A 14,466-nucleotide genomic window follows, 5' to 3' on the forward strand; every position below is an offset into this window, starting at 1 on the left:
GCCTCAGTCCTCCTCGCTTCCGGTGATGCCGAACTCAGTGGCGATCAGGTCGAAGATCTCGTCGTCGGTGGCCGCGTCCAGGTCGCCGTGGACCGGGTCGAACGGGGCCAGCAGGTTGCGCAGGTCGGCCAGCAGCGGGCCGCGCTCGGGGTCCGCGAGCGAGGCCAGTGCGGCGGCCAGCCGCTCGATGTCCGCACGGAGCCGGTCGGCCCCCGGGGCGGCCGGCTCGGGGGCCAGCAAGCTCCGCAGGTGCTGCGCCAGTTCGCCGATCGTCGGGTGGTCCAGCAGCAGTGTGGGCGGCAGCCGCAGCGCGGTCTCGGCGGCGATCTGGTTGCGCAGTTCGACCGCCGTCAGCGAGTCCACCCCGAGGTCCAGGAAGCCGCGGCTCTCGCTCAGCGTCTGCGGGGCGTGGCCGAGCACCGCGGCGACCTTGCCGCGCAGGTACTCGCCGACCAGCGCGGTCTGCGCCTCGACGGGCTGCCCGGCCAGCCGTTCGGCCAGTCCCGCCGTGCGTTGGGGAGCGCGGGCCCGGTCGGGACCGGCGCCGGACGGCCGGCGGACCAGGGCCCGCAGGATCGGGGCGAGCCGGCCGGCGGAGGCCTGGCTCTCCAGCACGGCCGGGATGGTCGGCGCGGGCACCAGCACCGCGTCCGGCCGGGTCAGCGCGGCGTCGTAGAGGGCGAGTCCGCGCTCGGCGTCGATCGCGGCCAGGCCGAGGCGCTCGAACCGGGACCGGCCGGCCTCGTCCAGCCGGTCGCCCATGCCGCCCGGGCCCGACCACAGGCCCCAGGCGAGCGCGGTGGCGGGCAGGCCGAGCGCCTGCCGGTGTCGGGCCAGGCCGTCCAGGAAGGCGTTGGCCGCCGCGTAGTTGGCCTGCCCGGCGGTGCCGAGCACGCCGGCCACCGAGGAGAACAGGACGAACCGCGCCAGGTCGGCGCCCCGGGTCAGCTCGTGCAGGTGCCAGGCGGCGTCGGCCTTGGCCCGCAGCGTCGCGGCCAGCCGCTCGGGCGTCAGGGCCGTGAGCACGCCGTCGTCCAGCAGGCCCGCGGCGTGGATCACCGCGGTCAGCGGGCGGTCGGCCGGGAGCTGCGCCAACAGGTCGGCCAGCGCCGCCCGGTCGGCCACGTCGCAGCCCGCCACGGTCACCTCCGCACCCAGCGCCGCCAGTTGCTCCGCCAACTCGGTCGCGCCGGGCGCCAGCAGGCCGCGCCGGCTCACCAGCAGCAGCCGCTTCGCCTGCCCGGTCCGGGCCAGGTGCAGGGCCAGCAGCGCGCCGAGCGCACCCGTGCCGCCGGTGATCAGCACCGTGCCCGTCGGGTCCAGTGCCCGGGGTGCCCCGGCGGCGGCCGTCGCCCGGACCAGCCGGGACACCGTCAAGCTGCCGTCGCGCAGCGCCAGTTCGGGCTCGTCCAGGGCGAGCGCGGCGGGCACCGCGCGCAGCGACTTGGCGGTGCCGTCCAGGTCCAGCAGGGTGAGGCGCCCGGGCTGCTCGCTGCGCGCCGAGCGCACCAGGCCCCAGACCGTGGCGGCCGCGAGTGCCTGCGGCCCGCCGCCCTCGGTCGCGCCCTCGGTGAGCACCACGATCCGGGTGCCGGCCAGGCGGTCGTCGGCCAGCACCTCCTGCAGCGTCGCCAGCACCGCCTGGGCGGCCGCGTGCGCGGCACCCAACGGCTCGTCGGCGCCGCTCGGCGCGCGGACCAGCAGCACGTCCGGGGCCTCGCTGTCAGCAGGCTCACGGATCGTCGCCGCGGCCCGCAGAGCGTCCGTCAACTCCGGCTCGGCGGTGCCGAGTACGGCCACCGACAGGGTCGGCGCCGAGGGTGCCCGCTCGACAGGCTGCCAGTCGACCCGCAGCAGGTCCCGGGCCACGGCGGCCTCCGAGCCGCCGAGCCGGGCCGCCTCGACCTGACGCAGCGTCAGTTCGGCGACGGTCGCGACGATCCCGCCGTCGGCAGCGGTCAGCTCCAGCCGGGCGCTCTCCGGCCCGGTCGGCACCACCCGGACGCGGGCCGCCGCCGCAGGGGCGGCCGGGCCGAGCGAGACCCCGGACCAGGCGAACGGCAGGGCGATCCGGCCGCCGCCCTGGTCGCCCCGGCCCTTCACCAGCGGGTGCAGGGCGGCGTCGAAGAGCGCCGGGTGGAGCAGGAAGCCGGCGGGGTCGACTTCCGGCGGCAGGCGGAGCTCGGCGTGCAACTCGGTGCCGGCCCGGCCGGTCTCGGTCACGCCCTGGAAGGCCGGCCCGTACCCGTAGCCCTCGGCGGCGAGTTCGGCGTAGAAGCGCTCGGCGCCGGTCGGGTCGGGGTCGAAGGTGGGGGCCTGCTGCTGGGGGGAGTCGGCAGAGCCCGCCGCCAGCGTGCCGGAGGCGTGCCGGGTCCACGGCTCGGCCGGGTCCGCGCCGTCGGGCCGGGAGTGCACGGTCACCCGGCGCGCGCCCTGCTCCTCGGCGGGGCCGACGACCACCTGGAGCCGCAGCGCGCCCTGCTCGGGCAGCACGGCGGGCGCCTCCAGGGTGAGTTCGTCCAGCGCCCGCAAGCGCACCGACTCGCCGGCCCGGAGCGCCAGCTCGACCAGCGCGGTGCCGGGCAGCAGCACCGTGCCCCCGACGGCGTGGTCGGCCAGCCACGGCTGGGCGCGGAGCGAGACCAGGCCGGTCAGCACCGCGCCACCGCCGTCGGCGAGTTCGACCTCGCCGGACAGCAGCGGGTGCCCGGTCGCCCCGGCGGACGTTACGGCGGGCGCGTCCAGCCAGTACCGGCGGTGCTCGAACGGGTAGCTCGGCAGTGCGACCGGCAGCGGCGAACGCCCCAGCAGCGCGGGCCAGTCCAGCTCCGCGCCGTCGACGAACAGCGTCGCGAACGCGGCGAGCAGGCCGGGCACCTCGGCGCGGTCGCGCCGCACGGTCGGGACGACCAAGGTGGCCTCGTCCTCGTCCTCGGCGAGCGCGGTCTGCGCCAGGGTGCTGAGCACCGCGTCGGGCCCGATCTCGATGAACCGGCGGACCCCGGCCGCCCGCAGCGCCGTCAGCCCGTCGTGGAACCGCACCGCCTCGCGGGCGTGCCGCACCCAGTACCCGGGATCGGTCAGCTCGCCCGGCTCGGCGATCCGACCCGTGACGTTCGAGACCACCGGCAGCTGCGGCTCGGCGTACGCCAGCCCCTCGGCGACCTCACGGAACTGCGCCAGCATCGGCGCCATCAGCGGGGAGTGGAAGGCGTGGCTGACCCGCAGCCGGGCCGCCCGGTGGCCCCGGCCGCGCCAGCGGGCCACCACCTCCTCGACCGCCTCCAGCTCGCCGGAGACCACGGTGGCGCGCGGGCCGTTCACGGCGGCCACCGCGACCCGGCCCGACCACTGCGCCAACTCCGCCTCGACCTCGGCCACCGGCACCTCGACCGAGGCCATCGCGCCGCCCTCGGGCAGCGCGTCCATCAGCCGGGCCCGGGCGGCGACCAGGGCGGCCGCGTCGTCGAGGGTCAGCACGCCGGCCACGTGCGCGGCGGCGATCTCGCCGATCGAGTGGCCGACCACGAAGTCCGGCGCGGGCAGCACGGTCCGGACCAGGCGGTAGAGGGCGGTTTCCAGGGCGAAGAGGGCGGGTTGGGTGTAGGCGGTGCGGTTGAGCAGGGCTGCTTCGGGGGAGTCGGGTGCGGCGAACAGGATGTCGTGCAGGGGGTGTTCGAGGTGGGGTTCGAAGGCTTTGGTGACGTCGTCGAGGGCGGCGGCGAAGGCGGGGAGGGTCTGGTAGAGCTCGTGGCCGGCGCCGGGGCGTTGGCTGCCCTGGCCGGTGAAGAGGAAGGCGGTGCGGGCGTTGGTGTGGGCTTCGGTGGTGGGGGCGGTCTCGCCGGTGGCGAGGGCGGTGAGGGCGGTGCGCAGGGTCTGGTGGTCGGTGCCGGTGACGACGGCGCGGTGCTCGAAGTGGGTGCGGGTGGCGGCCAGTGCGCGGGCCGTGCTGACGTGGTCGGTGGTGCTCGCTTCGAGCAGGCGGGCCGCCTGGGCGCGCAGGGCTGCCGGGGTGCGGGCGGAGAGCACCCAGGGGATCAGCGGAAGGTCGAGCTCCGGCTCCTCAAGCGTGGCGGGTGCGGGTGCTTGTTCGAGGATGAGGTGGGCGTTGGTGCCGCTGATGCCGAAGGAGGAGACGCCGGCTCGGCGGGGTCGGTCGAGGTCGGGCCAGGTGCGTTCGGTGGTGAGGAGGGAGATGCCGGCGTTCCAGTCGACGAGGGTTGACGGTTCGTCGGAATGGAGCGACTTGGGGAGGATGCCGTGGCGTAGGGCGGCGACGGTCTTGATGATGGCGCCGACGCCGGCGGCGGCCTGCATGTGGCCGACGTTGGACTTGAGCGAGCCGACCCACAGGGGTTCGCCGGTGCGGTCGCGTCCGTAGGCCTCGACCAGGGCGGCGGCCTCGATCGGGTCGCCCAGCGTGGTCCCGGTGCCGTGCGCCTCGACGACGTCCACCTCACCGGCCGTCAGGCCGGAGCGGCGCAGCGCCTCGGCGATCACCCGCTGCTGCGCCCGGCCGTTGGGCGCGGTGAGGCCGTTGGACGCGCCGTCGGAGTTGACGGCGCTGCCGCGGATCACGGCGAGCACCTGGTGGCCGTTGCGCTCGGCGTCCGAGAGCCGCTCCAGCACCAGCACGCCCACGCCCTCGGCCCAGCCCGTCCCGTCCGCGTCGGCGGAGAAGGGCTTGCACCGGCCGTCGGGGGCCAGGCCGCGCTGGCGGCTGAACTCGGTGAACATGCCCGGGGTGGACATCACGGTGACGCCGCCGGCCAGGGCCAGGGTGGCCTCGCCGCTGCGCAGGGCCTGAGCGGCCAGGTGGATGGCCACCAGGGAGGAGGAGCAGGCGGTGTCGACGGTGACGGCCGGGCCTTCCAGGCCGAGCGTGTAGGCGACCCGGCCGGAGGCGACGCTGATCGTGCTGCCGGTCAGCAGGTGGCCCTCGTGGCCCGGGGCGGGCTCGTGCAGCCGGGGCCCGTAGTCGAGTTGGGTCAGGCCCGCGTACACGCCGGTGCGGGTGCCGCGCAGGTCGGCGGGCCGAATGCCGGCCCGCTCCAGGGACTCCCAGGCGACTTCGAGCAGCAGCCGCTGTTGCGGGTCCATCGCGGCGGCCTCGCGCGGCGAGACTCCGAAGAACTCGGCGTCGAACTCCCCGGCCTCGTACAGGAACCCGCCCTCACGGGTGTAACTGTGCCCCGGTTCGGCCGGGTCGGGGTGGTAGAGCTCCTGCGGCCAGCCGCGGTCCGTCGGGAAGGCGCCGATGGCGTCCCGGCCCTCCCGCACCAACTCCCAGAGCTCCTCCGGGGAGTTCACCCCGCCGGGGAACCGGCCTGCCATCGACACGATGGCGATCGGCTCGTCCGAGGCGTGGCGGACCTGGGATGCCGCCACGGAGGCGCCGACCTCCTCGGCGAGGTACTCGGCCACCGCGCGCGGGGTCGGGCGGTCGAAGGTGAGGGTGGCCGGCAGGTCGCGCCCGGTGGCGGAGCTGAGCCGCTCGCTGAACTCGACCGCGCCGAGCGAGTCCAGGCCGAGGTCCCGGAACGACCGGTCGGCGTCCACCCGGGCGGTGTCCTGGTGCCCGAGCACGGCCGCGACGGCGGCCAGCACCTGCGGCAGCCCGGCGGCCTGGGCGGCTCGGGGTGTCTGGGGTGTCTGGGGTGCGGGCGTGCTCTGCGGGGCGTCGGTGAACCAGTACCGCTCGCGCTGGAAGGCGTAGCCGGGCAGCGCCACCCGGGCGCCGCCGGGCCGGCCGAGGGTTGCGGACCAGTCGAACTCCACTCCGTTGACGTGCAGTTCGGCGAGCGCCCGAAGCAGGTTCGCCGGCTCCGCGTCGCCGCCGCGCAGCAGCGGGACCACCGGGCGGCGCAGGCCGTCGGCGGTCGGGCGGGTCGCCAGGGTCTGCCGGGCGAGCGAGGCCAGCACCTGGCCCGGGCCGGCCTCGGCGTACCCGCCCGCGCCCAACTCGGCCAGGGTGAGCACCCCTTGGTGGAAGCGGACCGGGCGGCGGATCTGCTCGGCCCAGTAGTCGGCCGAGCCCAGCTCGTCCGGGCCCGCCACCCGGCCGGTCACGTCGGAGACCACGGTGAGCCGCGGCGCCCGGTAGCGCAGCCCGGCGGCGATCCGGCGGAACTCGGCCACCGCGCTGTCCATGTGGGCCGAGTGGAAGGCGTGGCTGACCCGCAACGTCCGGGTCCGTCGGCCCTGTTCGGCGAACCGGGCGGCCAGCTCGGCCACCGGCTCGGCGTCCCCGGAGAGCACCACCGCCTCGGGCCCGTTGACCGCCGCGAGCGAGACCCGCCCGTCGTAGGCGTCGAGCAGCGGCGCGACCTCGTCGGCGCCGGCCTGGACGGCGGTCATCACGCCGTCGGCCCGGGCGGCCTGCATCAGCCGGCCCCGCGCGGTGACCAGGGTGGCGGCGTCGGCCAGGTCGAGGACCCCGGCGGCGTGCGCGGCGCTGATCCCGCCGATGGAGTGGCCGAGGACGAACGCGGGCCGCAGGCCGCGCTGTTCGGCGAGCCGGTGGACGGCGGTCTCCAGCGCGAACAGCGCGGGCTGGGTGTACTCGGTGCGGTCGAGCAGCGCCGCCTCGGGGGAGTCCGGTTCGGCGAACAGCAGGTCGCGCAGCGGCCGGTCCAGGCGGGCGTCGAGCGCGGCGGTCACCTCGTCCAGCGCGGCCGCGAACTCCGGCACCGCCCGGTACAGTTCGCGCCCGGCGGCGGCCTGCTGGCTGCCCTGGCCGGAGAACAGCAGGGCGAGGCCGCCGGTCGGCCCGGCGGGCGCGGTGCCGAGGACGGTCCGGGGGCTCGCCGCCCCCTCCGCCAGCGCCCGCAGACCGTCCAGCAGTTCGGCCCGGTGCTCGCCGAGCAGTACGGCCCGGTGCCGGAAACGGGTGCGGGTGGTGGCCAGCGCGACCGCCACCCGGGCCTCCTCGGCCAGGTCGGCCAAGTCGGCCGGTTCCGTGGTCGGTTGCGCGTCGAGGTGCTCGGCCAGTCGGGCCGCCTGGGCGCGGAGCGCGGCCTCGGTGCGTCCGGACAGCGGCCAGGCCACCCCGCCGGGGCGGACGGGCGTCGTGGCGTCGTCGGCCGGCGCGTCGGCCGTGGCGGGCGCCTCGGTCAGCAGCACGTGGCAGTTGGTGCCGCCCATGCCGAAGGAGCTCACCCCGGCGATCAGCGGGCGCTCCGGGTCGGGCCAGGGGGCCAGGGCGTCGGGCACCCGCAGGCCCAGGCGGTCGAGCGGGACCCGCGGGTTGGGCGTGTGGTGGTTCAGGCTGGCCGGGACCTGCCGGTGCCGGATGCTGAGCACGGCCTTGAGGAACCCGACGATGCCCGCCGCGCCCTCCAGGTGGCCGACGTTGGTCTTGGCCGAGCCGACCAGCAGTGCGTCGCCCTCCTGCCTCGTCCCGCCGCCGTCCGCCGCCCGGTAGACCTCGCCGAGCGCCGCCGCCTCGATCGGGTCGCCGACGGGAGTGCCGGTGCCGTGCAGCTCCACGTACTGCACGTCCGCCGCCGCGACCCCGGACTGCCCCAGCGTCAGCCGGATCAGCTCCCGCTGCGCCGTGGCGCTGGGCACGGTGAGCCCGTCGGCCGCGCCGCCGTGGTTGGTCTCGCTGGCCAGGATCACCGCGTGCACCGGGTCACCGTCGGCGCGGGCGCGGTCGAGCCGCTTGAGCAGCACCAGCCCGCCGCCCTCGCCGCGGGCGTAGCCGTTGGCCCGGGCGTCCAGCACGTAGCTGCGCCCGTCCGGCGACAGCCCGCCGAACTCCCGCGCCTCGACGGTGCTCCCGGAGCTCAGGATCAGGTTGACGCCGCCGGCCAGCGCCAGCTCGCAGTCGCCGTCGCGCACCGCCCGGTGGGCGAGGTGCAGGGCGGCCAGCGCCGAGGACTGGGCGGTGTCGACGGTGAGGCTGGGGCCGTGCAGCCCCAGGGTGTAGGAGATCCGGTTGGCGAGCAGGCCGTGGCCGAGCCCGGTGAGGGTGTGCCGGGAGGCCGGCGGCGCGTCCTGACGGTTCCTCAGCAGCCGGTAGTCGTGGGCCATCGCGCCGACGAACACCCCGGTGCGGGTGCCGTGCAGGGCCGCGGGCAGGATCCCGGCGTGCTCCAGGGCCTCCCAGCCGAGTTCGAGCAGCAGGCGCTGCTGCGGGTCGGTCTCGGCCGCCTCGCGCGGGGAGAGGCCGAAGAAGTCGGCGTCGAAGCGGTCGACGAGGTCCAGGTACCCGGCGGGCGGCAGCCCGGGGTCCAGTCCGCGCTCGGCGGCCGGGCGGCCGATCGCGCTGCGGCCCTCGGCGAGCAGGGTCCAGAAGGAGTCGGGGGAGGGGGCACCGGGCAGCCGGCAGGCCAGGCCGACCACGGCGACCGCGGTGGGCGGCAGCCCGGGTGTCCCGGTTCCGGGGGCGGGTCGCTGTTCCTGGCTCGTCATGGTGGCGGTGACACCCCTTCAGCAGTGTTCGGCGTTGACGTCCGGCGATTCGGCCGGGAATTCCCCGGCCGCTCACAATTCGTTCCGAGTGGAGTCCGGCCCGGAATTCCGTGCGGTGTTCGTCCGGATCGGTGCGCGTCCTGGAAGTATCCGCGTCCGCGGGTTTTCCGGTCCACCCCTAACTGTCGGCCCGGGCGTCGCGCCCGACTGGGGTCGCGAGCTGCCTCGGGGATCCAATGATGGCCTCTGACCTGCTGATTAATCGATCGTCAGGGGGTCGGGAGGGTTAGGGGTTCCCAGTCCGGAAGGTGCTCGCGTAGCGTCGGCGACGACCATTGAGAAGGTCCGGACAACCGTCTTCCGGGGTGAGGGGAATTCAGGTGGATGAGCTGACCGAGGCGGTCCTGCGGGACGCGCCGGCGGAGGAGCTGGCGAGTCTTGCGTTGCCGCAGGATTACACCGCCGCGCATTTGCGACAAGAAGATGTCTCGATGTTTCAGGGTGTTGCGGACAAGGACGTCCGCCGCTCGCTGCGCGTCGGGAAGGTGCCGCTGCCGGAGCTGGCGCCGGACGAGGTGCTGGTGGCCGTGATGGCCAGCTCGGTGAACTACAACACCGTCTGGTCGGCGACCTTCGAGCCGGTGTCGACCTTCGACGCGCTCAAGCGCTACGCCCGCGCGGGCGGCTACACCGCGCGGCACGACCAGCCGTACCAGGTGATCGGCTCCGACGCGGCCGGCGTGATCGTGCGCACCGGCGCCGGCGTGCGGCGCTGGAAGGTCGGCGACCACGTCGCGGTCAGCACCGCGGTGGTGGACGACCAGGACCCGGTGACGCACTCCGACGGCATGCTCGGCGCGGACCAGAAGGCCTGGGGCTACGAGACCAACTTCGGCGGCCTGGCGCACTACACGGTGGTGCGGGCCAACCAGCTGGTGGCCAAGCCGCCGCACCTGACCTGGGAGGAGACGGCGAGCATCCCGCTGTGCGGCGGCACGGCCTACCGGATGCTGGTCAGCGACCGGGGTGCCCGGATCAAGCAGGGCGACGTGGTGCTGATCTGGGGCGCCAGCGGCGGACTCGGCGCGTTCGCCGTGCAGTTGGTGAAGAACGGCGGCGGCATCCCGGTCGGGGTGGTGAACTCCGAGCACAAGGCCGACCTGGTCCGCCGGCTCGGCTGCGACGTGGTGATCAACCGGGAGGAGATCGGCATCGGCCGGGCCCCCGAATCCACCGGCGAGACCGTGGAGTTGGCGAAGCGGCTGGGCCGGGCGATCCGCCAGCAGGTCGGCGAGGACCCGCACGTCGTGTTCGACCACGTCGGGAAGGCCACCTTCGGCATCTCGGTGATCGTGGCCCGCCGCGGCGGCACGGTGATCACCTGCGGCTCCAGCACCGGCTACCAGCACACCTTCGACAACCGCTACTTCTGGATGAACCTGAAGCGCATCATCGGCAGTCACGGGATGAACCTGGCCGAGGCCGCCGAGATGATGCGGCTCTACCAACTCGGCCTGCTGGCACCGGTGGTGTCACGGGTCTACCCGCTGGCGGAGATCGGCGAGGCCGCCCGACTGGTGCAGACCAACGGCCACACCGGCAAGGTGGGCGTGCTCTGCCTGGCCGACCGCCCCGGCCTCGGCGTCACCGACCCGGCGACCCGGGCCCGGCTCGGCGAGGACTGGCTGAGCCCGCTGGCCGAGGACCGCGGACCGGCCCTGGTCGGCTGACCGACCGTCACCACCTCCGAGCCGCCCACCCGCAGCGCCGCCGACCGCTGCCGTCCGAGGAGCATTGGATGACCTCGCACACCGTCCCGACCGGTATCGACGTGTTCGACCCGGATCGGTACGTCCCCACGCCCCCGCACCACGACTTCGCCGTGCTCCGGGCCCAGGCCCCGGTGTACTGGCAGACCGACCCCCAACTGCCCACCGGCCACTGGGCGGTGACCAGGCACGCGGACGTGTCCTGGATCGCCCGCAAGCCCGAGCTGTTCTCCTCCGAGCTGGCCGGTGCCCAGCCGATGGAGTACGACGAGGTGGCCATCGGGATGCAGCGGATGATGATGATCAACCAGGACGCGCCCCAGCACTCCCGGGTCCGCAGCCTGGTGAACCGCGGCTTCACCCCGCGCATGATCGAGCAGCTGCGCGACCGCATCGCCGCCGAGTGCGAGCGGATCGTCGACGAGGCGCTGCGCACCGGCGGCGGCGACTTCGTCCAACAGGTCGCCGCCGAGCTGCCGATCGTGGTGATCGCCGAGCTGATGGGCGTGCCCCGGGACCAGCGGCACAAGCTGTTCGCCTGGTCGAAGGGCGTGGCCGGGGAGGCCGACCCGGACTCGGGCGGCGCCCGGGCGGCGCGGGTGGCCGCGCAGGAGATGGGGCAGTACGCGGCCGTGCTGGGCGCCGAGCGGCGCGGCTGTCCGGCGGGCGACATCGTCTCCCGGATGGTCAGCGCCGACGCCCAGGGCAACGAGCTGACCGAGAGCGAGTTCCAGGCCTTCTTCGTGCTGCTCGCGGTGGCGGGCAACGAGACCACCCGGTACGCGATCGCCGGCGGGGTGCAGGCCCTGATGGCGCACCCGGAGCAGTGGGCGCGCCTTAAGGCCGACCCGTCGCTGGTGACCACCGCGGCGGAGGAGATCGTCCGCTGGGAGACCCCGACCAAGGTGTTCCGGCGCACGGCGGTCACCGACGTCGAACTCGGCGGGCAGCTGATCCGGGCGGGCGACAAGGTGATGGCGCACCTCACCTCGGCCAATCGCGACGAGGAGGTGTTCGACGACCCGTTCACCTTCGACGTGGGGCGCGACCCGAACCCCCACCTGGGCTTCGGCGGCGGCGGCCCGCACTTCTGCATCGGCCGCCACCTCGCCCTGCTGGAGGTCGAGTTGATGTTCCGCACGCTGGTCGAGCGGGTGGCCGAGTTCCAGCCGGCCGGCCCCGCCCGGCGGCTGCGCTCGTACCAGTTCCACGGCCTCACCCACCTTCCGGTGCGCCTGGTCGCGGCCTGAGACCCAGGACCGCCCGACCCGTCCGCCCGGACCCGCCCCGCCCGCTCTTAGCGATATCGAGGATGCCTGCCATGACCGATCGCGTTCCTGGTGCCGCGCCGAGCGCGCTGCCGAGCCCTTCCGAGGCGCCGAGCCTCCCCGAGGCACTGCCGAGCGTTCCTGCGGCGCTGCCGAGCCTGCCCGAGGTGCTCGCGCGGCGCAGCGCCGAGCAGCCGGACGAGTTGGCGTACGCCTTCCTGCGCAACGGGGAGGAGGTCGCCGAAACCCTGACGTACCGCCAGCTCGACCTGCGGGCCCGGCAGGTCGCGGCGCGGCTGACCGCGCTCGGGCTGGGCGGGCGCAGCGTGGTGCTGCTGCACCCGTCCGGGCTGGGCTTCGTGGCGGACCTGCTGGGCTGCATGTACGCGGGCGTGGCGGCGGCGCCGGTGCAGGTGCCGTCGCGCGCCCGCGGCCTGGACCGGCTGCGGAAGATCGCCGACGACGCCGGGACGACCGTGCTGCTCACCACCCCCGAGGTGAAGCGCGACCTGGAGGAGCGGTTCGGCACCCTGCCCGAGCTGGCCGGGCTGACCCTGCACGACCCGGACTCGCTGGCCGCGGCCGCCGAGCGGCAGGCGCCCGAGGTGCTCGCCGGCTGGCAGCCGCGCCCGATCGGCGCGCAGGAGCTGGCCCTGCTCCAGTACACCTCGGGCTCGACCGGCACGCCGAAGGGCGTACGGGTGACGCACGCCAACTTCGGCAGCAACGTGGACGAGACGGACCGGCTCTGGCCCACCCGGGGCGACGCCCGGGTGGTGAACTGGCTGCCGCTCTTCCATGACATGGGGATGCTGTTCGGCGTGGTGCTGCCGCTCTGGTCGGGCATCCCGTCCTACCTGATGGCCCCGGACGCGTTCGTCCGCCGCCCGGCGCGCTGGCTGGAGGCGATCTCCCGGTTCCGCGGCACCCACGCCGCCGCGCCGAGCTTCGCCTACGAGCTGTGCGCCCGCGCGGTCGCGGACGGCGACTTCGCGCCGGGCCTGGACCTCTCCTCCTGGCGGGTGGCGGCCAACGGGGCGGAGCCGGTGCGCTGGCAGACCATCAGGTCCTTCGAGCGGGCGCTGGCCCCGGCCGGGTTCCGCCCGGAGGCGATGTGCCCGGGCTACGGCCTGGCCGAGAACACCCTCAAGGCCACCGGCAGCCCCGAGGACCGGCTGCCGACCGTGCTGTGGCTCTCCGCCGAGGAGCTGCGGGCCGGGCGGGCGGTCGAGGCCCCGGCCCCCGACGCCGAGGCGGCCGACACCGAGGCCGACACCGAATCCGAGGCCGGGAGCGCCGTGGTCCCCAGCATCGGCTGCGGCGGCGTGGTCGGCGACAGCCTGGTGCGGATCGTCGACCCGCAGACCCGCGCCACCCTGACGGACGGTCGGGTCGGCGAGATCTGGGTCAGCGGCCCGTGCGTCGCCGCCGGCTACCACGGCCGCGACGAGGAGTCCGAGCAGACCTTCCGGGCCCGCCGCGCCGACCGCGCCGAGCAGCGCAGCTGGCTGCGCACCGGCGACCTCGGCTTCTGGCACCGGGAGGAGCTCTTCGTCACCGGCCGGATCAAGGACGTGGTGATCCGTCAGGGCCGCAACTTCTACCCGCAGGACATCGAACTCTCCGCCGAGAACGCCGATCCGGGCCTGCACCCGAACTGCGCGGCGGCGTTCTCCGCCGACGACGGCAGCGCGGAGCGCCTGGTCCTGGTGGTCGAGGCGGACGGCCGGACGCTGCGCGGCGGCGGCGAGCAGCTGCGCGAGCGGATCCGCCGCGCCGTGCAGGAGAGCCAGCGCCTGGAGGCGGACGAGATCGTGCTGGTGCGCCGGGGCTCGCTGCCGAAGACCTCCAGCGGCAAGGTGCAGCGCCGGGAGACCCGACGCCGTTACCTGGACGGCGAGTTCGGGGCGGCGCAGGCCGCGGCGCCACGCGAGCGGGTGGAGGCCGGGCGGTGACCGGGCTGCTGCGGGCACCGGCGCCGGTCGGCGGCGCGCGGATCCTCGGCGTCGGCGCCTACCGGCCCAGCCGAGTGGTGGAGAACCACGAGGTGGCGCCGGCCATCGACTCCAGCGACGAGTGGATCCGGCGGCGCTCCGGCATCGCCACCCGCCGGTTCGCCGCGCCGGACGAGACCCTGGTGGCCATGGCCGCCGCGGCCTCGCTCAAGGCGCTGGCCCACGCGGGCGTGCCGCCGCACTCGGTGGACACGGTGATCCTGGCGACCATGTCGAACCTGGAGCAGTCGCCGCCCGCAGCACCGCGGTTGGCGCACCAGATCGGCGCGCCGGAGGCCGGCGCGATGGACCTGGGCGCGGCCTGCGCCGGCTTCTGCCACGCCCTCGCGCTGGCCGACGGACTGGTCCGCTCCGGGCAGAGCCGGCACGTGGTGGTGGCCGGCACGGAGCGGATGAGCGACATCATCGACCCGACCGACCGGGGCACCGCCTTCCTGTTCGGCGACGGCGCCGGCGCGGTGGTGGTCGGGCCGGCGGAGGCGCCCGGGATCGGGCCGGTGGTGTGGGGCTCGGACGGTTCGCGCGCGGCGGCGATCGCGCACACCGGCCCGTGGACGGAGCTGCGGCCGGCCGGCACCGCAGCCCGCCAGGCCGACACCGAGCCGCGCCGGGCTTGGCCGACCATGCGGATGGACGGTCAGGCGGTGTTCCGCTGGGCGGTGGCGACCGTGCCGGAGGTCGGCCGGGAGGCGCTGGCGGCGGCCGGGGTGGGCGCGGCGCAGCTGTCCGCGTTCATCCCGCACCAGGCGAACCTGCGGATCGTGGACGCGGCCGTGAAGGCGCTGGAGCTGCCCGAGCACGTCGCGGTGGCCCGGGACCTCGCCGAGGCGGGGAACACCTCGGCCGCCTCGGTGCCCCTCGCGATGGAGCGGCTGCTCAGCGAGGGCGCCGTCGAGCCGGGCGGCCTGGCCCTGCTGGTGGGCTTCGGTGCGGGCCTGGCGTACGCGGGCCAGGTGGTCGTGCTGCCGTGACCGGGCCCACCACCGGTAGTCAACGAGC

5 protein-coding genes are annotated in these 14,466 nt (G+C 75.5%); 4 read left to right on the forward strand and 1 reads right to left on the reverse strand.

Annotated features, from left to right (window positions below):
- Positions 1-3: 3 nt before the first annotated feature.
- A complete protein-coding gene (locus FHX73_RS37960; RefSeq protein ID WP_145910596.1) occupies positions 4-8,415 on the reverse strand; it encodes a type I polyketide synthase in 8,412 nt (2,803 codons plus the stop codon).
- A gap of 380 nt (positions 8,416-8,795) precedes the next feature.
- Between FHX73_RS37960 and ccrA the strand changes: the two genes are divergently transcribed.
- The 4 genes from ccrA (at position 8,796) to FHX73_RS37980 (ending at position 14,438) form a co-directional block, all read left to right on the forward strand.
- A complete protein-coding gene (gene ccrA / locus FHX73_RS37965) occupies positions 8,796-10,145 on the forward strand; it encodes a crotonyl-CoA carboxylase/reductase (protein WP_145910597.1) in 1,350 nt (449 codons plus the stop codon).
- A gap of 68 nt (positions 10,146-10,213) precedes the next feature.
- On the forward strand, positions 10,214-11,434 hold the full coding sequence (locus FHX73_RS37970) for a cytochrome P450 (protein WP_145910598.1): 1,221 nt from the start codon (positions 10,214-10,216) through the stop codon (positions 11,432-11,434).
- A gap of 71 nt (positions 11,435-11,505) precedes the next feature.
- Positions 11,506-13,407, forward strand: a complete 1,902-nt coding sequence (locus FHX73_RS37975; protein ID WP_246214139.1) for a fatty acyl-AMP ligase — start codon at positions 11,506-11,508, stop codon at positions 13,405-13,407.
- On the forward strand, positions 13,404-14,438 hold the full coding sequence (locus tag FHX73_RS37980; protein ID WP_145910599.1) for a beta-ketoacyl-ACP synthase 3: 1,035 nt from the start codon (positions 13,404-13,406) through the stop codon (positions 14,436-14,438). The genes FHX73_RS37975 and FHX73_RS37980 overlap by 4 nt, the downstream gene beginning before the upstream one ends.
- Positions 14,439-14,466: the final 28 nt, after the last annotated feature.

Origin of the sequence: Kitasatospora viridis (genome assembly GCF_007829815.1) — a bacterium.
GTDB classification, from domain to species: Bacteria; Actinomycetota; Actinomycetes; order Streptomycetales; family Streptomycetaceae; genus Kitasatospora; species Kitasatospora viridis.